The sequence below is a fragment of the Bacillus sp. SM2101 genome (assembly GCF_018588585.1).
GTDB classification, from domain to species: Bacteria; Bacillota; Bacilli; order Bacillales; family SM2101; genus Nanhaiella; species Nanhaiella sioensis.
Map to the genome: position 1 here is coordinate 192893 of NZ_JAEUFG010000001.1, position 22295 is coordinate 215187.

A 22295-nucleotide genomic window follows, 5' to 3' on the forward strand; every position below is an offset into this window, starting at 1 on the left:
AAAAAACACTTCCAAAATTAATGTGATAACACAGTCACCAATTATTGGTAACTGTGCATATGTCCTTTAATATCTTCTTTCCCTTCCAAACTATCAAATAGCATAGCCGGGTCAATTAAAGTTACTAAACGACTTTGTAGATTTGCTACACCTGTGAAATAAGATGTCTTTTTAAACTGTACAAGTTGAACCTCTTTTATATACTCACTAGCAATATCAATAATTTCCTTTGCTTCATCAACTACAAAGCCGACAGTAATATCTTTGGCTTTTGTAACTATTATTTTTATGTTAGCCATAGTTTCAAAAGAGTTGTTAAATAAAATAGTACTCGTATCAATAATCGGCACAAGCTCATCGCGAATTTTTAAGACACCTATCACATATGGAGGCATTTGAGGAATGATCGTAACAGACGCCATTTTTTCTATCGAAACGACTTGGTTAATTGGAAATCCGTATTCTTCCTTATTTATATTAAAAACGACCACTTTATTACTTTCCATTTAAATTCCCCCTTCAAATGGCAACGCCTACAAAAACTATTTGCTAAGTGTATTCAATTGAAATGCAAATCATTTCTAGAGACTCCAAAGGCTGTTTTTTGTATTCGTTGTTGTTTTATAAAATATATATATTTAGCGTCCATGGCACCTTTTCTTCTAAGGTATATTAATGTTGGCAACAAATGATAAGAAAAGTGCTTAGCAAAAAAATCGACCCCACTTCCCATGATAAGGAAATGGAGCCTGATCCTTACCTTAATTCGCTACTTCTTCAATAATTGCAACGACCATTTCAGCACATTTCACTAATTCTTCTATTGGTATTTTTTCATTTGTTGTATGTATTTCCTCATAACCAACTGCTAAGTTGACTGTTGGGATTCCAAACCCAGCAATTACATTAGCGTCACTGCCCCCACCACTTCTTTGTAGTTCGCATGGACGATTGATTTTTTTTGCAGCTTTTTTTGCGATCGCAACAACATGATCGCCATCTCCAAACTTAAATCCTGGATACATAATGTTGACTTCAACATCAGCTTTTCCACCCATTTGTTCTGCAACAGATTCAAAGGCATCCTTCATTTTCGCAACTTGTGCTTCCATTTTTTCCTGAACTAATGAGCGTGCCTCAGCTAAAATATCAACACGATCACAAACAATATTTGTTTGGGTGCCACCCTCGAAGCGTCCAATATTTGCAGTAGTTTCTTCATCAATACGACCTAACGGCATTTGTGCAATTGCTTTTGACGCAATTGTTATTGCAGAAACTCCTTTTTCCGGAGCAACTCCAGCATGAGCTGTTTTCCCATGGATGGTTGCTATTATTTTCGCTTGCGTAGGTGCAGCTACCACAATATTACCTACTTTACCATCGCTATCAATAGCATAACCATACTTTGCAATGATTTGCGATGGGTCTAATACTTTTGCACCAACTAGACCAGACTCTTCACCAACAGTAATAATAAATTGAATCGTTCCATGCGCTATATTATTTTCTTTTAACACGCGAATGGCTTCTAGCATTGCAGATAATCCAGCTTTATCATCTGCACCTAAAATCGTTGTGCCATCAGTTACAATGTAGCCATCTTTGATCGAAGGTTTGATGCCATTTCCTGGTACAACTGTATCCATATGTGACGTAAAATAGATTGGGTCAACACCATTTTTTGTACCTTCTAATGTGCAAATTAAATTGCCAGCACCATGCCCTGTTTGTGAAGTTGTATCATCTTCAACTACTTTTACACCTAAGGATGAAAATTTTTCCTTTAATACTTTTGCTATTTCTGTTTCATATTTAGTTTCAGAATCTACCTTCACTAGTTCAATAAATTCGTTAACTAGACGATCTTGTTGAATCATTGTCATTCCTCCATCATTTTTATCAGCTTTTGCACATTTCTAGTGTAATATAAAACAGTTTATTTTTCACCTTTTGTCGGTTGTTCATCCTTCTAATGCAGGCCACCTAAATTATCTTGATCCTAAATTCATTACCAGCTTCATCTTAAACTATACTGTTAAAAAAGAAAGAAGCATTACTTCAAACACATAATGCCTCTCTCAATGAATACTATTATTGTTTATATGAATAAGAGCTCGGTAAAACTTCAATGTTTAGTTATAAGGAGGAACCCTATACAAACGCGAACTGGTTAATGTGCCCATCATGTCAAGTTTACTCTAACACTTGTCAAAGGAGTAAGGATGGCAATCCACCGTTGCAAACAGGACTTGGGTTGATTATAGGTATTTGCCTGATTTTGTTACTGGCTAACTTCAACGCCTATCCCCTCGAGGTCACTTCGCCAATTCACTTGAAGGTAAAAAGCACCTACTTGCGAGTTGGCTCCAGCACTTGTCGGGGATGAACAAGGCGCTTGCGTTTTTATTACTGGCTAACTTCAGCGCCTATCCCCTCGAGGTCACTTCGCCAAGAGACATTGTGCGTCTTCCACTGTTAAAGGTTCCTGCTCTTGTCGAGAAGAACAGTAAGCTCCTATTTTGTTCCTACAACGGGATGTTACCGTGTTTCTTTTTTGGACGCTGTTCTTTCTTATTCCTCAACATTTCAAGCGCTTGAACTATTTTAATTCTCGTTTCTCGTGGGTCGATGACATCATCAACCATACCTTGACTAGCTGCTACATATGGATTTGCAAACTTTTCCCGGTATTCTTCTATTTTTTGTGCTCGTATCTCTTCAGGATTTTCACTTGCGTTAATTTCGTTTGCAAAAATAATATTTGCCGCACCTTGAGGGCCCATTACAGCTATTTCAGCATTTGGCCATGCAAATACAATATCTGCTCCGATTGACTTACTGTTTAGCGCAACATATGCTCCACCATATGCCTTACGTAGTATTACGGTTAATTTTGGAACAGTCGCTTCAGAATAGGCATACAAAATTTTTGCACCGTGACGAATAATTCCACCATGTTCTTGTTTAACACCAGGGAAAAAGCCCGTCACATCTTCAAACGTGATAAGTGGAATGTTAAACGAATCGCAAAAACGAATAAATCGTGCAGCCTTATCTGAGGAATCGATATCTAATCCCCCCGCCATAAACTTTGGTTGGTTACATACAAGCCCAACTACTTCGCCTCTTATTCGCGCAAAGCCTACAACTATATTGCGAGCAAAGTGCTCATGAATTTCTAAAAAAGAGCCTTCATCTACCACTTGTTCAATGACTTTACGGACATCATATGGACGTACAGGATCAAATGGGATCACATCTGTTAAATCTGCTCGATAATCATCATCTGATGAAGCGTCATATATCGGAGCCTTCTCCTCATTATTTTGGGGTAAATAACTTAGTAACCTTCGAACTTGAGCGAGTACCTCCTCTTCAGTCTGACCAGAAAAATGGGCATTCCCACTTATAGAATTATGTACATTTGCTCCACCTAAATCCTCTGAGCTAATTTGTTCACCAGTTACAGTCTCAATTACTTTTGGACCAGTGATGAACATTTGACTCGTCTTTTCTACCATGAAAACAAAATCAGTAATTGCAGGGGAGTACACAGCTCCTCCTGCACAAGGTCCCATAATTACAGAAATTTGTGGAATCACACCTGAATAGATTGAGTTTCTATAAAAGACATGGCCATAGCCATCTAAAGACAAAACCCCTTCTTGGATTCTCGCACCACCAGAGTCATTTAGTCCGACAAATGGGGCACCATTTTGAACAGCTAAATCCATTACATTTGCTATTTTTTTAGCATGCATTTCCCCTAGCGCACCACCAAAAACAGTGAAATCTTGTGAAAATAAATATATCGGTTTCCCGTTGACTTTCCCATATCCTGTTACAACTCCATCTCCAGGACCTTCCTTATTACCTAAGCCAAAGTCGTTGCAACGATGTTCAATAAATGGGTTTAATTCAACAAATGTTCCTTCATCTACTAACAGCTCAATACGCTCTCGAGCTGTTAATTTACCTTTTTCATGCTGTTTAGCTATTTTATTATCCCCACCACCCATCTCAACTTTTCTACGTCGATCGTATAGGTCATTAATTTTTTCATAGATGTCTTCCATGCTAATCCTCCTGCTTTCTTTTTTCACATAGCTCAAATAAAACACCTTTTGACGATTTAGGATGAATAAAAGCTATTTTCGAACCTCCTGCACCCGTTTTTGCTTTCTCGTTAATCACCCGAATCCCGTTCAACTTCATATCTTCTAGTCGTTGTTCTATAGAGTCTACAGCTAATGCTATATGATGGATACCTTCTCCACGTTTTTCAATAAAAACTGCTATGGGGCTATCTGTGTTTATTGGTTCTAATAGTTCTAGCTTAGATTCACCTATTTTTAAAAAGGCTACGCGAACTTTTTCAGACTCAACCTCTTCGATTCCTTCTAAATGTAGGTGAAGTACATCTTGATAGAATGGTAGCGCTTCCTTTATGGAACGTACTGCAATACCAATATGATCAATTTTCTTTACCATATAGCAATAACACCCCTTCTAATAGCATATCTTCACACAATAGTGATTATATAGCTACTCTTATCTGTAATAAAGCTGTAGTTTCCATAATATTTTACCTCATCCTAGTCTAGAGGTTTCTATTCTAGTCTAGAGAGTCACAGGTTATGACATTACATCATATCTACTGGGCGTAAGCTTACTTATTCTAGGTGAAATTACATCTGATGCGCTTTCCAATTATCCAGCTGCGCCTCCTTGCTTCTCAAGTTGTTTCATCTATACAACTAAAGGCAAAGAACGACTTCTAGTGTATAGTCTTCAACACTTGTGGGAATCAAGGGTAACCCTACTATTGCCCACATGGGTGGGCTAATTTTATGTAGAATTCAGTCGGCTTTGTTTTCCTAATTATCTTATTCTCCAAAAAGCGACATTTTCCTTCAATTATTCTAATTTCCAAAATCAACTACAACTTCATAGAATAACTTCTTGTCCAAGTTATCATTTGGGGTTAAAATGATATAAAGAAAGTTTTGTTTAGGAGGGGAAAAAGAATGTCCCGTAAAAAGACACAAAAGGTTATCATTTATGTCATGCTCGGTACAATGTTACTTACTACGTTATTAGCTGGTGCTAGTACGTGGCTATAAAATATAATTATTAAAGCATCGGAATAAACAAATTCCGATGCTTTTTCATACTTCATCTTTTTATTTGAACTGAGCTTGCTGTTTATCATTCAACGTTTCATTGCGCCATATTGTATTGCTAACTCTTCAAAGCTATCCTCACTGCGAACAATTAAAACTTTTGTACCGATTGGCAATCGTTCAAAAAGCTGTTCAACATCTTTATTTTGCATCCTAACACAGCCTTGTGTTACATATGTACCAATAGATGAAGGGGTATTCGTACCATGGATACCGTAAATTCTACCTTGTGTACCTTTGACATCAAGCCCTAGCCACCTGCTCCCTAATGGATTTTTTGGAGAGCCACCTTGAATATCTTTTTTTCGATAATATGGATTAATTGCTTTAACGATAATCGTGAATTCTCCCTGTGGTGTATCTTTGTTAGTAGCACCAGTAGCGATAGGGTAAACCTGCTGTATATCCCCGTCATTAATATATGCTAATTTATTGTCCTGTTTATTAATAATTACAAAAGGGTCACCAACTATTGGATTTTGCCCTAATGGCCATATTGGAGATAAAGAAATAGTAAACAAAAGCAACATGGACCAATTCAAACTTAACCACCCCCATTTAAAACACTTTATCTTTAGTGTTATTAGAACGAGAGGTTTTATTCAAGATTTAAACTAGTTCATTGGTATAAACGAGTCTTTAATAATTAAGTAGAGCTCCATTTCTTTTATAAAATGGAGTAAAGAAGCTCTTGCCTCAAATTCTTCACGACTAACAGGTAAAGGCATGTCCTCAAATTTTTTCTTCATATTTGCTAACTTAACTAAGTATGTTTTTGCTGTATTACCAGGATGAATGCCTGTAATTAAATCCTCTACGAAATCAGCTATTATTTCTCCCTGTTCCACTGTGATCGTAATAGATGTTACTGTAGGTAACACTCTTTCTATAATTTCAAACTGCTTTTCTCGCATAGTAAAGTAATGGTAGTAACCATCTTTTTTCCGAAGAAAGCGATTTTCTATGTCCTTAAGTGCCACATCTTTAGCCTCGTGTATTAGCGTATCTGTTGCTGTTATCTCCTCACCTTTCCAGCTCATATCATTGGTTCGTAGGTACACAACAATATGTTCGAATATTTTTTTAAAATTACCTTCGACTTCTTGTTGATAACTTCGTAATCTTTTTTCAACACTTGGCATGTATATATTTACGAGTAACGCAATTAATATACCAATTAAAATAATAATTAATTCATTAATTACAAATTGAACAGTAAATTGCTGCGCTGCGTAAAAATGAAGAATAATTACAATACTCGTTATTATTCCTTCCTGAATCCGCAACATAACAGTTGTAGGAATAAAAAATAAAACTAATAGACCGACTGAAACTGGTGTATATCCAAAACCCTCAAAAAATAAAAATGCAAAAATAATTCCAACAACACAAGCTAGAAACCTGTCAATTGAGCTCAAAACCGATTCCTTCTTTGTCGATTGAATACATAAAACAGTAATAATTCCCGCAGAAATGTAATTCTCCAATTGCAAAAAATTCGCAAGAGCCATTGAAATCGTTATTCCAAGTGCAGTTTTCAACGTTCGATAACCAATTTTAAACATAATTTTCTCCTAGGTTGTGAATTCCTATATATGTAGTTACACTTTCTTTGCAAACATAATTATAAACTGCATGCTAAAGAATTGAAAGTTCCGTTAGTTAAAAGGAGATATGTGTAGCTTTTTTAAAATTGACAAGCAAAGCAAAAGATGTTTTAATTATCTCGAATTAAAAATATTTTAATATGAGATAATTAGTCATGTTTTTCAAATCAATAGATGATGAAAGTGAGGTATTGAAATTGAGCGCAGAGCAATTAATCAAAGAAAGACGGTCCGCAAGTAATTTTGAAGAAGATATCAAAATGACCGAACATGATTTCGAACAAATATTTGAACTAGTAAAATATGCTCCATCAGCATTTAACTTGCAGCATACACACTATGTTGTCGTACAAAATGCTGAAACGAAGCTTGCACTCAAAGAAGCAGCTTTTGGTCAACACAAAGTAGGTACAGCTTCTGCAACAATCGTTGTTTTAGGTGATCGGCTAGCTTATCAACAAGCTGCCGATATATATGAAGGACTTGTAAACTTAAATATACTCAGTAAGCAAGAATTTGATCATACGATTCAAAGTATTAATCAACTATATGAATCTCGCGGTTCTCAATTCTTAACAGAAGAAGCAATTAGAAATGCTAGCTTATCAGCAATGTTATTTATGATTGCAGCTAAAGAACACCGATGGGATACTTGCCCAATGATTGGTTTTGATCCTACTCAAGTAAAAAAGATTTTACAGTTAGAGGATCGCTATGAACCTGTATTATTAATTACAATTGGCAAAGAAAAATTATCTAGTCGTTCTCCAAGAGGATATAGAAAACCAGTAAGAGAGTTTGTTACGTTTACATAAGAACTTGCTCTAAAAAAAATAGAAGCGCTCCTCATAAAGGAGTGCTTCTATTTATCGCTTACTCTACAGTAAACTCTGAAGAGGTCCCTTCGTACTCATATACCTTTCCTGTAATAGTCTGATAAGCACCATAATGAACAATTCGGTAATCCCCAGCATCTGCGTCATAAGGAATTTCCCATTCAATCAAAGAGGAGGAAGTCCCTAATATTGTTGATTCTCTTATCCACCTAAACTTCGTTTCCCAATCTCCATCATTAGCAACAGTTATCCACTCACCATTCTCAAGCTTTTGAACTTCTAAGTATGTGGACTGTGTCCTAAAATTATTATTTGGATGTCCAGACCAAAAACTAACACTAACGATATTCCCTTTTTGATAAGACGATTGCACATCTTCTTTTACATCACCAAAGTTCTTAAAAATTGGTGGTGCATCAAAAATAATACCAATATCAAAATACACTTGTTCATTACTTAAATCTTTTGGAAGTGGACCAGGAGCTATTGCTTCATTATTAATAATCGCGTTTGATAATTTATCAAATTCTTGCAAGTATCCGCTTAACGTCCATTTCCCGAATTGAGTTGATGCTCCTTCATAATGCTGGATATCATATTCTTCAGGCGTTGTAACATAACTGCTGTACGAGTTTGATAACCCTGCAATGACTACGTAATTTTCACCGTTAAATTGTGGAGCCATATGCTCATTTACACTCTCTTTCAACCTTCTACCGGCCATTGATGTAAATTCTGCAGGCACGGCTAGAATCGAAAGCTGACCAATTTGAACCATTTGTAATGGGATAATTTGTGGAGTCCATGGATCAGGTGATACTTCTGACGGTGCAAATAATATTGGCTTCGGATAGTGCTGCTCCCATAGCTCCGGATATAACACCCCACTCATTTCACCTATTTGCGGAACGAGAGTCAATAGTCCTTGTGCATAAGTTACAAGGTTATCATAACCGTCAACTGAATATTCAGGTTGTGTCATTCCTTCAACAAAAACCGGTAAATTGGTTCGACCATCCTCTGTACCAGCTGCAAAAGAATATCCCATCGTCGATGGATACGTTCTTCTTTCTTCACCATCGGTATATTGTGGATCAACTACTAAATTTGAAAAATCTACGAATTCATGCCTAGAGCTTATCTGCCCTGTTAACCGCGTTTCAGCTAAGTTGCTTAATGCTTTTGCTTTCTCAAATTGAATTTCTCCAGATCTTTTAGTACTATCAAAGTCATCATCACCATAACCTTTACCATCTCCAAATATGTTAGGGGTTACGTCTCCTTCATTTGATTGTGCAAAAGCAGCAACAAATGTTTTATTAGCGTTATAATCTGTCTCCATCTCTTGTTCATATAAATAAGATGCGTACCCTTTATTATCTCCGGAAATCAAATGATTTTCTTGACTCATTGAGACAGGGTGAACAGCAAACCAATTTATAATTCCTAGCAACTCACCTTGTTGATTGCGAAAATTAAGATGTGTCACCGTTTTATCAACACTGTCTTGAAATTTACTTCGTTCACTTTCAGGGTTATTGTTATATGCTTCGATAGACCGATTTGCACTTGTTCCGTCTAAATACCCTTCTGTTATTTCAACGTATCCTGGCTCAAGATTATAATGTGCTCTAATAATAGATTCATAAATCCCATCTACGATTGCTTGATAGTTTTCTTCATGAAACCCAAATGTAGAAACATTATATAGCCCTTCATGCGAGTATCCACCTGGCCCACTATGACTGTGTGTTGCACTTAGTATTACGTTGCTGTAATTATAAAGATGACCGTAGCCGTTTTGCTCTAATTTATTGATTACCCCTTGTGTTACAGAATGAAAAATTTGTCCTACATCAGCACTTACAAATACAACATTATTATTTGTATCTTTTTCTTTCATTATAAAAGCTCTAGAGCGTAAACGAAAATGCAAACCCTCTGTTTTCTGAGCAGAATCAGCATACCCCATCATCACTACTTCTGCAGCTGGGCCCGTTATATCGTACATACCAGCACCTACATAATAATCAAATCCATTTGAATTGGTAGCGCTTTCAGTTTTTACTACAGGCGAGTATGAAAGTACAACAACAAAAATAATAACAAATAACAACATTTTCTTATACAATTTCAAATTCCTCCTTACTAGTTTAACAATATGTTTATATTGTTTTTAATATATTCATAAGCTACAAAACTAGTTATATGCAGAAAATTCAGAAAATATATCGATAGAACCAGTTTATATTTATACGTATACAGGTAGAAAGTACCACTAATCATACATTACTTGAACTTTTAAAAAAATAGGTTTTGATTTCATTCACACTCAAATGACAATTTAATAGCTTATTTTTGGCTCATATCATAAAGAAAAATGAAGAAACCTCTTTTAAGATACGTGATCAAAAACTAGCATCTCGAATTAAGATATTTAATGGATTAATTGGTTATATAAAGTGAAAATAATTCGTTTAGCTTCTTATGATTGAATTATGGGATTTTATGTTAACTTTGTTATAAAAACGGGTAATCAGCTTACCTTTCTCTGAAACATTTTTTTGAATTATTCGTCAATTATATATGAGGAGGTTCTTATGAAAAAAAATATATTATGTTTGTTTGTTATTGGAATATTAGTAGGTTGTTCAGAAAGAACCGTTACTGAGGAGAGTTGGGAAGTTTCCCCTACATTTACTGTAAAAAGCGAAGAGCATGAAAGAGAGTTAAGAGGATATAAAGGTGAAGTCGCTTTTTTGGATACAATGGATTTTACAATTGGTCAAGGTGGTAAAACAAGGTGGTTTTTCTGGAGTGAAGAATTAAAAGAAGTTAATGAGGAGAATTTTAAATTGATTGGTATTCATAAAAAAACAGGAAAAGAAATAACTTTGATTGAATCAAAGGGGTGGGAAGTCGTAAATCAAAATGATAAGGAAACGGGAATAAAAGGTGTACTAGGGGCTCAATCGTCTCAACATACTGTGTTTTCACTTCCAACGGCTGGTTTATGGCGATTAAATGCTTTTATAGGGGATAAACTTTATGGAAGTATTGTTGTAGAAGTCAAAGAATAGAAGTGAACTTGAAAAACAAGTACTTGTCCATCGGTGAATTAGGTGAAGTAAAGCTCTTCATTATACATGGTATTTGAATAAACCAATAAAACAACAACGCAGAGTTGTAAAAAGCAAACTCTGCGTTTTATCAAAAAATAAGATCCACCTTGTGAATTTAATTTTTCTATTTTCAGCCAAATTTATAAAAGCTCAACCACATTGATGACCTTGTAATCCCTCGTAAGTAATACAACTATCTAAGCAAAAGCACTGTGACAATAATAGCTTACAACATTTATGGTGAAACAGGTACATAAAGAGTTTCTAGTTTAATCTCATTCAGTTGTTCAAAGTGTCTTAACTCATGAAGGCCGATAAACTCTAGACACTGTGCTACACTTAATACACCAAACTTGGGAAAACTGATCGCTAACCTTTCTACTTCATCTTGATCTTTAATCTCATCAATTAGCCGTAACAATGTTTGTCTTGATTGAGCCAACAGTAATAGTAACTCATCCTTCGTTGTAAATTCTTGTGAAGGTGCCCTTCCTTCTGGAACTTTACCTTTTTGAGTTCTATCGAGAATCATGAATAGTGGTTTTCTTTCTAGATTTCCAGTATTAGATTGTTCTATTGCAAATTTTATCATCTGTGTAAGTCCAGTTTCACTATCGTACAAATGGCGCAAAAGCTGTGCAATACTCCATTTATCATCTGAACTTCGTTTATTTATTTGAGAATCTGTTAACTCTTCAACACTAGCTAGTATTTTGTTCCTAATCATGTCAATACTCATTAACTCATAATCTAACATTTGCTCTCCACCCCTAGAAATAGATTTGCCACCCTTATTCTATTCGTTTTAGCGTGATAGTATACCAGAACAGCCAAGGTAAATTGTAAATAAACAAATTAGTTCTTTTTATATTGGATTCAAACGAAAAGAACAAAGAATAAAATAAAAAAGCTGTAAAAGATCGTTATATCTACTACAGCTTAATTATAAATCCGTATTCGTATTGTTGTTCTTGAATTAATTATTTTGTACCATCTTGTCTTCTCAATAACAATAATAATCAGTTAAATGATGTGTACTTTTTTCCTAGTATAATAACGAAATGCACGAAAAGATCCTAAAAATTTAAGACTGCAAAAAAGTGTGCAGCTGAACCAGCAAGAACGAATAAATGCCAAACTGCATGGTGGTATGGAAAGCTGCGCCACATATAAAAAATCGTTCCTACTGTATAAAGCACTCCTCCAAGAACGAGTAGGTACATTCCTACCACAGGTATACTTACAGTAAGCGGCTTCCAAGCAAACACAATGATCCAACCCATTAATACATACATGAAAGTAGAAGTATAAAGAAATTTCTTAACAAAAAATACTTTAAAAATAACTCCCGCGATGGCAAGACCCCAAACTATTCCAAATAACGTCCAGCCTAACGCACCTTTAATAACAGTAAATAAAATGGGTGTATACGTTCCTGCAATAAACAAGTAAATCGCTGAATGATCAAAAATCTGAAATAAATCCTTGACCCTTCCATCAGGGAAACTATGAACTAAAGTTGAAGATAAGAATAGTAAAAGCATCGTCACACCATATATCGTAAAGCTAACGACATGCCATGCTGTTCCCTCTGTTGCAGCGGTAACAATGAGTATAACGAGTGCGGCTACACTTAGTAAAGCTCCAATTCCATGTGTTATGGCGTTGGCAATCTCTTCTTTTTTCGTAAATGTATGCGTTGTGGCCATTATATCTTTTCCTTTCTTTCCGTTTCATTATATTATACTACTAAAAAAGAAGTGTGACATGAAAAGTTATGTTACACTTCTTCTTTCATTTGCACTAGCTTTACTCGAGTAGATCTTTTTTTCATTTCAGCTAAAATCGCGTAAAGGGTTAGTATGCCTATTAACAACAATACCCAGATTGGTGAATATGTCAGCATCCAAAATAAGGCTACAATTAAAACCATACAACTAAAGGTAATTGCCCAGTTCTTGATGATACGCATTGCTGCTAGCAACCCAATAATTGCATTACTAATAAAAAATGCATTTGCAATTTCAACGAGTAATTCAAGGTTAACTAAATCAGTATACAGAATAACTAAAACGATTAAATGGATACTTGCTAGTAATATTAAACTTACAATCGGGATATTTGATTTTGACTTATATCCCAACACCTTAGGTAACTTGCTATCTTCAGCTTGAGCAGAAATTAATCTTGCGATCCCACCTACGATCATAATATATGTAGTAACACATAGAGCTGAAGTAATTAATGTCAGTACAGGTATTGCATACGATCCAAAGAGAGGTGCTATGATTAACGCCAATTTGAGCTGAGAAGAGGCTTGCCCACTGCTTAAGGCAGCTGTGTCAATCCACTGATAAGCTGCAGCAACAGTTATATAAATGATCGCAATGATAATTGCACTAAAGAAAACACTCTTTTTAATCGTTTTTTCACGATCTCTCACTTCCATTGAATAGTTTCCAATAATCTCCCATCCCATCATTGCCCAAAAAAGAAGTAACACACTGTTTCCTAACGATTGAATATTAAGTGACCCTACTATTGATACTTCTGATCTATAAAATAGTAGAGTTGAAAGGCCTCCAATAAATAATACGAGTGCTGAAATAGATGTTAATACTAATGAGATTTTTCCTAAAGATGAAATGTTTCTCAACAATATCATCTGACATATGATTAACAGCACAACTCCATATATTTCAACTTTTATTGTTGACCATTGAAATAACAATGAAATATACTCACTCGCAGTCATTAACACCGCTACTGGGCCTACACAAACTGCCAGTATCATAAAAACAGCTGTTAATTGCTTAATAGTGTCACCAAAAGTGTGCTTTACTGCATTCGTCACACCTGAATCACCAGGAAATAAAATACTAAGCTTGCCGAACACATAAGCAAAGGGAAAGCTTAAGATCGTAATGATCAGCCAAGCAATAATAGCGGAATTTCCAGCCTGCTCCTTAATGATTGGAGGCAATAGTATGATACCTGACCCAAGTATTGGACCGATAATTAAACCACTTAAAAGCAGTGGACCAATAAGTTTTGATTTCATTTTGCTTCACTCCAATGTAAAATAATGATAAATCGTTTAATGTTTGTTGGTTTGATTATATCTTCGTTTCTTACTTCAGTAAAATAGATAGTTCCGAACAAAACAATCGAATAAAACGATCGATTCTTCATGAAGGGAGATATGTAATTGGAACTTAAACATTTAAAAACATTTAAGGTTATTACAGATGTGGGAGGATTTACTAAAGCCGCAGATATGCTTGGTTATGCTCAATCTTCGGTTACTGCACATATTCAAACCCTTGAAGATGAAATAGGCTCTCCTATATTTGATAGGATCGGTAAAAAGGTTGTTATTACAGATGCTGGTAAAAAACTATTACCATATGCTATTCAAATGCTAGATTTATATGATCGAGCAAGACATATTGCTAAAGAGGAAGAAAACCCAGCCGGAACAATTAAAATTGGTGCCCCTGAATCCTTAACAGTTTATCGACTACCACCAATTATCTCAGCATATAAAAAGCTATATCCTAATGTACAAATTATCATTAAAACATTTGAGTGTTGGAGATTAAAAGAGTTATTACGTAGTGGCGAAATAGACATTGCCTTGCTGCTACAACCAGAACACGAAGATTCGGATTTACAACTTACAAAACTAATAGATGAACCAATGAATGTTATTGCACCAATCGAACATCCTTTAGCTAAAAAACACGATGAACCAATTTCGATCCCATTCGATGAAACGTTTATTTATACAGAGAAAGGCTGTGATTATCGAGCAACTTTTGAAAATCACTTACTTAAGCACGGTTATGTCCCTGATACAACACTTGAATTTTGGAGTATCGAAGCAATTAAACAATGTGTGATGTGTGGGTTAGGAATCTCATATCTTCCTTCGATAGCAGTACAAACTGAGCTGGGGGAGGGAAAGATCGCATCACTTGATTGGAAAATTGATGGTGAAAATGTATCAACATTATTAGCCATTCATAAAAACAAATGGCTCTCGCCTGCTTTAGACGCATTTATAGAAATGTGTACACAATATTCAGTTACATGGCAAAATGAAATTGACAATGTATAAAGGTGCTGGTAAGGGTGATTAAAAAACTGGATATTCGTAATTCTTTAATTGCAACCGAGCTATTGAATGTCCAGCTCGTATCGTATGAGGTAGAGGCAAAAATTATTGACTATAAGAATTTACCTCCGTTAAATGATACAACTGAGGCGATAATGTCATGCGGGGAGGAATTCTACGGGTATTATGTTAATGAAAGGCTAGCAGGTGCAATTTCATTCAAACTTTACGACAATATGTTAGATATCCATCGATTATTCGTCCATCCTGACTTTTTCAGAGCAGGTGTAGGTAGAGCATTAGTTCAATATACGTTAAACAACTACCAAAATGTGGACAAGTATATTGTTAGGACTGGCAAAATGAATACTCCAGCAAAAAATTTATACAGTAAATTAGGATTTGTAGAAATAAAAGACGAACAAGTTGCCCCTAACTTGTTCATTACTGTATTTGAAAAGCTGTTTTCCCATTGATTGTTACTTTTCTTTCTAAGATATAAGCACATATACAATCTAGCGTTAGTGGCATTTTCTACTTGTACAATTATTGAGCTCTCTTATAACTCATCATATTGTCTATTTAAACAATAGCAACTACGTTTACGAAAAGAGCCATTTGAAAAGAATTTATCGTACACTTAGTTACAAATTTAACCAAATTGTTACTACGGTTGTCAACTATTAATGTGCCATGAAATGTAGTTATAATCATGGTACGAATTACAACAATCCTTGCGTAAATGTCCATCTGAACAACCCTAAGTGTAAATTACAGCTTCACTTAGGGTTGTTAATTAATTGAGTTTAAAATTATAACACCTTTGCTAAGAAATCTTGTGCACGTTGACTTTTTGGTGAGGAGAAAAATTGTTCTGGTGCTGCATCCTCAATCAATTGACCGTCATCTAAGAACAAAATTCTATCAGCTACTTCTTTTGCAAAGCCCATTTCATGCGTTACAATAACCATCGTCATACCTGTATGGGCTAGTGATTTCATAACCTCTAACACTTCCTTCACCATCTCTGGATCTAAGGCAGACGTAGGCTCGTCAAACAGCATAACATCAGGTGCCATGGCTAGAGCACGGGCAATGGCAACACGTTGTTTTTGCCCTCCAGACAGTCGCTTAGGATACTCATTTGCTTTATCTGAAAGCCCGACCTTCCCCAATAAATCTCTAGCCTTCGTTTCTGCTTCAGTTTTACTAACACCCTTTACTTTAATAGGAGCATACATAATATTTTCTAGGACCGTTTTATGCGGAAATAAATGAAAATGCTGAAAAACCATCCCTACATGATGACGGACTTTCATAATATCAGTTTTAGGGTTCGTTACTTCATCTTGTCCTATCCAAACTTTACCATTCGTAGGCTCCTCTAATAGGTTAAGGCAGCGTAGAAAAGTTGACTTACCAGACCCTGAAGGTCCAATGACAGCCACTACCTCACCAGAATCAATCATTGTCGAGACATCCTTCAATACTTCAAGTTTACCAAATGATTTATACAGGTTTTCTACTTTAATCACTTGTTCTCAATCTCCTTTCAATCGCTTTGCCAAGGAGGGTTAAGATCATAACCATAACATAATAAATACCTGCTGCAAATAACAATGGTTCGAAAAATCTAAATAAATCTCCTCCAACTACATATGCTGATCTCATAATATCCATGATACCAATTGTCATAACTAAAGCAGATTCTTTTGTTAATGTAATAAACTCATTCATTAGAGCTGGTAAAATATTCTTCAAGGCTTGTGGTAATACGATGTCAAGCATCATTTTACTATACGGTACCCCGAGTGCTTGTGCCGCTTCTTTTTGCCCCTTATCTACTGCTAAAATTCCTGCCCTTATAATTTCAGAAATGTACGCTGATGAGTTTAAGCTAAATGCAATAATAGCAGCTGGAATTTTATCAATATCTCCTCCAATAAACTGCGGTAGACCATAATAGATAATAATAATTTGTAATATGAGAGGTGTTCCTCGGAAAATAGATGTATAAAAATCTGCTAGTAAAACTAGAACCTTAATTCGACCAATTTTAAAGAGTGATATTATTACACCTAATAGAAAACCGATGATTGCCGAACTAATTACAATTTGTAAAGTAACAAAAATACCCTTTAATATGAAAGGCATTGATGGAACGATTTGTCCAAAATCTAAATTCAAAACCCTCTTCATTCCTTTCCAACTAAACATTTAAAAAGGTGAGAATCGTTCCTCACCTTACAAAATCACAGTATTTCCTACTATTATTCTTCTCCGCCAAACCATTTAACAATTAATTTTTCAAGCTCTCCATCTTCTTTCATCTCTTTTAAAGCACTATCAAATTCTTCCGTTAAATCACTACCTTTCGGAAATGCAATGGCATAGCCTTCTTCGTCTCCTTCAAGTGTAAAGCCCGATAAATTATCATTGCTTTTAAAATACCCTTGTGCAACTGTATCTTCTATAATGACTGCATCAAAATTCCCAATTAGTATTTCTTGTATAAGCTCTGGAACTCTACTTCTACTTTCAATTGTGATATCAACTGTTTCAGCAAGACTGTTTGCCTCATCCTCTTGAACCGAACCCAATTGTGCACCGACAACTTTTCCTTCTAAATCTTCAATTGAAGTAATTCCACTGTCCTTATTTGAAATAATCATGTTATTTGCTACATAATATATATCAGTAAAATCTGCATTTTTCCTACGATCTTCATCAGGTGTAACTGCTGAAATAACTAAGTCAAACTTACCTGTTTGTAATGCAGCGATAATCCCATCAAAAGTTGTATCCGTGAACTCTAGCTCATAGCCTAGTTTGTCAGCAATTGCATTCGCAATGTCTACATCCAATCCGATTATATCATCACCTTGTGCTGTATCAATATATTCAAAAGGTGGGTAATCTGCCGAAGTACCAACTGTTAATACTTTTGTTTCAGCTTCTCCCTCAGCAGCTTGTCCGTTATCTGCACCTTCATCCTTCGTTGTTCCACATGCTGCCAACAAACCAATTACTAATATACTAATTAAGCCTAACAAAATATTCTTTTTCACATTTATCCCCCTTAAAACATTGTATTTTTATGCAAGTAATTGTATTTTAACATAAATCTATAATTATGCAACAAAAATAATTATTATGTTTACTAGAATGTATCACCTCTTTTTGGATGGCTCTTTTCTAAACCTATTTACTAAATTAGAACACAAATAAGGCTTTATGTGGCTTTCATCTATACAGAAGAGTATATACTCCACGACCACTCATCTAATACATGTTTTATTCTAAATATGAAATCTATTATGTATTCAAGATTTAGTTATATGTATATGGCACATTGAGAGGGATTCATTACCATTGATATCGTATACTTTGTCGCTTTTGAGATTAATATAGAACAGCAATAATAATTTTATTCAATTACCTCATTCTTATATGAGAAAATAATTTTTAGTAAGCGTTTTCATTTATAAGTATATATACAGCCTTTCTAAAGAAAAGCCTTATAGAAATGTTTAGACACAATTCATTAAGGCTTTATTCTCTAGAGGATAAGCGTGTTTATATTTCTTCACAATACTTTTCAAATGATGCTTGGAGCTTATTAATAACTGCCGTTGGTTCATGCCCTTCTATTTCATGACGTTCTACCATCGTGCAAATTTTGCCGTCCTTTAATAAAGCAAAGCTAGGCGAAGATGGTGGGTAGCCTTCAAAGTATTCTCTAGCTTGAGCAGTCGCTTCTTTATCCTGTCCAGCAAAAACTGTCACTAAATGATCAGGGCGTTTATCGTAGTGGACTGCATGGGTAGCAGCTGGTCTAGCAATCCCCCCTGCACAGCCACAAACAGAATTAACCATAACTAATGTTGTTCCAGAACGCTGGAAAGCTGCTTCTACATCATCTATCGTAGTCAATTGCTCGTAACCCGCTGCATCCATTTCTTGACGAGCTTGACGAACAACATCATTCATAAACAAGTTAAAATCAATATTCATTTACAATATCACTCCCTTAATTATCAACCTATTACTATGATAGCAAGTAATCAATCTTATTTGCAATGATTTCACTATATAAACGTATAAAACATAACTAGTTTTCATTAAAATACAATGCAAGTAACTGTTGAACAGCTAACGTTACTGGTACATTCCCTGATATTACATTACTCTCTACTTGAGGTAATCTTCCTTTTATTTGTGGATGAGTAAAAAACCTTGTTTCTAGCTGATCTTTAATTGTCGCATATATCCATTCTTTCATTTGTGCTTTTCTACGGCTTTCAAAAGTACCAGCTGCCTTTGTCTGATCTACAAATTCATTAATAATTTTCCATACATTATCAATTCCTTTTCCAAAGAGCGCTGAACACGTATACGCTTTCGTTTCCCACCCTTCAGTAGCGGGTCGTAAATAATGTAGAAATCGATTATAATCTCGTTGTGCCATCTCCGCATGACGCTTATTTTCGCCATCTGCTTTATTGATAATTAACGCATCAGCCAGTTCAAGTACACCCTTTTTCATCCCTTGTAACTCATCGCCTGCCCCTGTAAGAACGAGTAATAAAATGAAATCAACCATCGTTCTAACTACGATTTCACTTTGCCCTACACCAACTGTTTCAACAAGGATAACATCAAAGCCTGCCGCTTCACAGAGCAACATCGTTTCCCTCGTTTTCCGATGTACTCCCCCAAGCGTCCCACCTGAAGGTGATGGCCGTACAAATGCCCGGGGGTGTCGAGATAGGTTCTCCATCCTAGTCTTATCTCCAAGAATACTTCCTCCAGTAATTGAACTACTAGGATCAACAGCTAATACCGCAACATGATACCCTTGGTCACAAAGATATGTACCAAAAGATTCAATGAATGTACTTTTGCCTGCACCAGGGACCCCAGTAATGCCTATTCGAATAGAGGAACCTACATGTGGAAGTAATTCATTTAAAACAGCCTGAGCTTTTTCGACATGTCTCTGTGCGTTGCTCTCGATTAACGTTATCGCTTGAGCCAACATTGTTCGATCTTTGTTTAATACTCCATCAACATAGTCATTTACTTGCTTCTCCGTTTTTCTCATAAACTTCTTGTTTTCAGAATGTTGACTTTCCATCCCATCGTGACTACCAGCTACACCTTTTTTAATATATGATGTAAAGCTGTCATTTTCTTTTGAAGGTACCCAATCAGGTCTTTCATTTATATTCGTCACTAACATCCACTTCCTCATAGCCGAGTCTATGATAAATTTCTTCAATGACCTTCTGGGCAGCTACCGGGATGATCGTACCAGGGCCAAAAATAGCGGAAGCTCCATTTTCTTTAAGATAATCATAGTCTTGAGCTGGAATGACTCCACCAATTACGACAACAATGTCTTCACGACCTAGCTTCTTTAATTCTGAGACTAATTGAGGAAGCAACGTTTTGTGACCAGCAGCGAGAGAACTTATGCCAACTACATGAACATCATTTTCAACTGCTTGTATCGCCGTTTCTTCAGGTGTTTGAAAGAGAGGACCAACGTCTACGTCAAAACCTAAATCGGCAAATGCAGTTGCAATCACCTTAGCTCCTCTATCATGTCCATCCTGCCCCATTTTTGCAACCAAAATACGTGGTCTTCTTCCTTCTAGTTCAAGAAATTCATCTGTAGTACGTTTGATCAGCTCAATTTCCTCCTCACTTGAAAACTCTGAGCTGTACACGCCGCTAATTGAACGGATAATCGCTTTGTGACGTTTAGCTACCTTTTCAATCGCATCAGAGATTTCTCCTAATGTTGCACGAGCCCTTGCAGCTTTTACTGCAAGGTCAAGTAAATTCCCTTCGCCACTTTCTGTCGCTTTTGTTATGTCAAGTAAAGTTTGCTGTACTGTAGATTCATCTCTAGTCGCTCTAAGCTTTTCTAAACGTTCAATTTGCTTTTTACGCACAGCAGTATTATCAATATCCAAAATATCGATCGGTTCTTCTTCAGTTAATTTATATTTATTTACACCAATGATCGCTTCTTTACCAGAATCTATTTTGGCCTGTCTGCGAGCAGCAGCTTCCTCAATACGCATTTTTGGCAATCCAGTTTCTATCGCCTTAGCCATGCCCCCTAAGCTGTCAATTTCCTCTATATGTTCCCATGCACGTTTCATCAATTCGTGCGTTAAATATTCAACATAGTATGACCCAGCCCATGGATCAATCACATCACAAATACCTGTTTCATCTTGTAAATATAACTGAGTATTTCTTGCAATTCTCGCCGAAAAATCTGTTGGTAGGGCAATTGCTTCATCAAGTGCATTCGTATGCAGTGATTGAGTATGGCCGAGCGAGGCTGCCAATGCTTCAATACATGTCCTTGTGACATTGTTAAATGGATCTTGTTCAGTTAAACTCCATCCAGATGTTTGTGAATGTGTTCGCAGAGCTAAAGATTTAGGATTTTTAGGATTAAATTGTTTCATTAATTGTGCCCACATCAGTCTAGCTGCCCGCATTTTGGCAACTTCCATAAAATAATTCATACCTATCGCCCAAAAAAACGACAACCTCGGAGCGAATGAATCAATATCAATTCCAGCTTTTATCCCTGTTCGGACGTATTCTAGACCATCTGCAAGTGTATATGCTAACTCTAAATCTGCTGGTGCTCCGGCTTCTTGCATATGGTATCCGGATATACTAATGCTATTGAATTTCGGCATAAATGTTGATGTATACTCAAAAATATCTGCAATGATACGCATTGAAGTATCAGGAGGGTAAATATACGTATTACGAACCATATACTCTTTTAGAATATCATTTTGAATAGTCCCAGCTAGCTTTTCTCGGCTTACCCCTTGTTCTTCTGCTGTGACGATGTAAAATGCCATTATTGGTAGTACAGCTCCATTCATCGTCATTGACACGGACATTTTATCAAGTGGGATCCCATCAAATAATACTTTCATATCTACAATAGAATCTATTGCTACACCTGCTTTTCCAACATCACCAATAACACGGGGATGATCTGAATCATAGCCGCGATGTGTGGCTAAATCAAATGCAACAGATAGGCCCTTTTGCCCCATTGCTAAATTTCGACGGTAAAAAGCATTACTTTCTTCAGCTGTAGAAAAACCAGCATACTGTCTAACAGTCCAAGGTCGATTGACATACATTGTCGGATATGGCCCTCGTAAATAAGGTTCTACACCTGGCATATAATGTTGATGATCTATGTCTTTCAAATCATCTTTTGTATACACTTGTTTTAAAGCAATGTGTTCATTCGTTTCAAATAATAAGTCCTCCATCGTCGCATCGATGTGCTGACGAATGGCTTCTCCATTATCAGGCTGTGAGGTATGATTATGTGGGCTAGTATAATTTATTTTTGTAAAATCCGGTCGTTTCAT

The 22295-nt window shown here is 36.0% G+C and carries 21 protein-coding genes; 5 read left to right on the forward strand and 16 right to left on the reverse strand.

The genetic code is table 11. From position 1 onward, the window contains the following. Positions 1 to 41 precede the first annotated feature (41 nt). From JM172_RS00990 to mce, 4 genes are all read right to left on the reverse strand, one after another. On the reverse strand, positions 42 to 506 hold the full coding sequence (locus JM172_RS00990; protein ID WP_214480172.1) for a chemotaxis protein CheW: 465 nt from the start codon (positions 504 to 506) through the stop codon (positions 42 to 44). A gap of 255 nt (positions 507 to 761) precedes the next feature. Beyond that, complete coding sequence (locus tag JM172_RS00995; RefSeq protein ID WP_214480173.1) at positions 762 to 1880, reverse strand: M20/M25/M40 family metallo-hydrolase; 1119 nt, start codon at positions 1878 to 1880, stop codon at positions 762 to 764. Between the two features lie 648 nt (positions 1881 to 2528). Further along, complete coding sequence (locus JM172_RS01000) at positions 2529 to 4079, reverse strand: acyl-CoA carboxylase subunit beta (RefSeq protein ID WP_214480174.1); 1551 nt, start codon at positions 4077 to 4079, stop codon at positions 2529 to 2531. 1 nt (position 4080) lies between these two features. Beyond that, positions 4081 to 4494: a methylmalonyl-CoA epimerase gene (gene mce / locus JM172_RS01005; RefSeq protein ID WP_214480175.1), complete on the reverse strand. Its 414-nt coding sequence runs from the start codon at positions 4492 to 4494 to the stop codon at positions 4081 to 4083. 536 nt (positions 4495 to 5030) lie between these two features. Here mce and prli42 point away from each other — a divergent pair. After that, a complete protein-coding gene (gene prli42, locus JM172_RS01010) occupies positions 5031 to 5126 on the forward strand; it encodes a stressosome-associated protein Prli42 (RefSeq protein ID WP_214480176.1) in 96 nt (31 codons plus the stop codon). A gap of 89 nt (positions 5127 to 5215) precedes the next feature. Here prli42 and JM172_RS01015 read toward each other — a convergent pair whose 3' ends face one another. Next, positions 5216 to 5728, reverse strand: a complete 513-nt coding sequence (locus JM172_RS01015; protein ID WP_214480177.1) for a L,D-transpeptidase — start codon at positions 5726 to 5728, stop codon at positions 5216 to 5218. A gap of 72 nt (positions 5729 to 5800) precedes the next feature. Further along, positions 5801 to 6751, reverse strand: coding sequence for an aromatic acid exporter family protein (locus JM172_RS01020; RefSeq protein WP_214480178.1), 951 nt, complete (start codon positions 6749 to 6751; stop codon positions 5801 to 5803). Between the two features lie 197 nt (positions 6752 to 6948). On the opposite strand from JM172_RS01020, the gene JM172_RS01025 reads away from it, so the two are divergent. Beyond that, positions 6949 to 7608 (forward strand): nitroreductase family protein, encoded by a 660-nt coding sequence (locus JM172_RS01025; protein WP_214480179.1) that lies wholly within the window; start codon positions 6949 to 6951, stop codon positions 7606 to 7608. Between the two features lie 58 nt (positions 7609 to 7666). Here the strand turns inward: JM172_RS01025 and JM172_RS01030 are convergent, their stop codons facing one another. Next, positions 7667 to 9760: a neutral/alkaline ceramidase gene (locus tag JM172_RS01030; RefSeq protein ID WP_214480180.1), complete on the reverse strand. Its 2094-nt coding sequence runs from the start codon at positions 9758 to 9760 to the stop codon at positions 7667 to 7669. Positions 9761 to 10229: 469 nt separating this feature from the next. On the opposite strand from JM172_RS01030, the gene JM172_RS01035 reads away from it, so the two are divergent. Continuing rightward, positions 10230 to 10709 (forward strand): DUF4871 domain-containing protein, encoded by a 480-nt coding sequence (locus JM172_RS01035; RefSeq protein WP_214480181.1) that lies wholly within the window; start codon positions 10230 to 10232, stop codon positions 10707 to 10709. A gap of 277 nt (positions 10710 to 10986) precedes the next feature. Here the strand turns inward: JM172_RS01035 and JM172_RS01040 are convergent, their stop codons facing one another. The 3 genes from JM172_RS01040 to JM172_RS01050 all read right to left on the reverse strand — a co-directional run bounded on the left by JM172_RS01040 (position 10987) and on the right by JM172_RS01050 (position 13812). Further along, on the reverse strand, positions 10987 to 11508 hold the full coding sequence (locus JM172_RS01040) for a DinB family protein (protein WP_214480182.1): 522 nt from the start codon (positions 11506 to 11508) through the stop codon (positions 10987 to 10989). 319 nt (positions 11509 to 11827) lie between these two features. Next, entirely contained in the window at positions 11828 to 12460 is a 633-nt protein-coding gene (trhA, locus tag JM172_RS01045) for a PAQR family membrane homeostasis protein TrhA (RefSeq protein WP_214480183.1), read from the reverse strand. A gap of 71 nt (positions 12461 to 12531) precedes the next feature. Then, entirely contained in the window at positions 12532 to 13812 is a 1281-nt protein-coding gene (locus tag JM172_RS01050) for an APC family permease (RefSeq protein WP_214480184.1), read from the reverse strand. A gap of 147 nt (positions 13813 to 13959) precedes the next feature. On the opposite strand from JM172_RS01050, the gene JM172_RS01055 reads away from it, so the two are divergent. Further along, a complete protein-coding gene (locus JM172_RS01055; RefSeq protein ID WP_214480185.1) occupies positions 13960 to 14871 on the forward strand; it encodes a LysR family transcriptional regulator in 912 nt (303 codons plus the stop codon). Between the two features lie 14 nt (positions 14872 to 14885). Then, entirely contained in the window at positions 14886 to 15344 is a 459-nt protein-coding gene (locus JM172_RS01060; protein ID WP_214480186.1) for a GNAT family N-acetyltransferase, read from the forward strand. Between the two features lie 336 nt (positions 15345 to 15680). Here JM172_RS01060 and JM172_RS01065 read toward each other — a convergent pair whose 3' ends face one another. The 6 genes from JM172_RS01065 to scpA all read right to left on the reverse strand — a co-directional run bounded on the left by JM172_RS01065 (position 15681) and on the right by scpA (position 22295). Then, complete coding sequence (locus JM172_RS01065) at positions 15681 to 16403, reverse strand: amino acid ABC transporter ATP-binding protein (RefSeq protein ID WP_214480187.1); 723 nt, start codon at positions 16401 to 16403, stop codon at positions 15681 to 15683. Then, on the reverse strand, positions 16396 to 17055 hold the full coding sequence (locus JM172_RS01070) for an amino acid ABC transporter permease (protein ID WP_214480439.1): 660 nt from the start codon (positions 17053 to 17055) through the stop codon (positions 16396 to 16398). The genes JM172_RS01065 and JM172_RS01070 overlap by 8 nt, the downstream gene beginning before the upstream one ends. Before the next feature lie 83 nt (positions 17056 to 17138). Beyond that, a complete protein-coding gene (locus JM172_RS01075; RefSeq protein WP_214480188.1) occupies positions 17139 to 17936 on the reverse strand; it encodes a transporter substrate-binding domain-containing protein in 798 nt (265 codons plus the stop codon). A gap of 508 nt (positions 17937 to 18444) precedes the next feature. Continuing rightward, entirely contained in the window at positions 18445 to 18882 is a 438-nt protein-coding gene (locus JM172_RS01080; RefSeq protein ID WP_214480189.1) for a BrxA/BrxB family bacilliredoxin, read from the reverse strand. Between the two features lie 97 nt (positions 18883 to 18979). Then, entirely contained in the window at positions 18980 to 20104 is a 1125-nt protein-coding gene (meaB, locus tag JM172_RS01085; RefSeq protein ID WP_483297230.1) for a methylmalonyl Co-A mutase-associated GTPase MeaB, read from the reverse strand. Then, the gene (gene scpA / locus JM172_RS01090) at positions 20088 to 22295 is read right to left on the reverse strand and encodes a methylmalonyl-CoA mutase (RefSeq protein ID WP_214480191.1); all 2208 of its coding nucleotides are present in this window, start codon (positions 22293 to 22295) and stop codon (positions 20088 to 20090) included. The genes meaB and scpA overlap by 17 nt, the downstream gene beginning before the upstream one ends.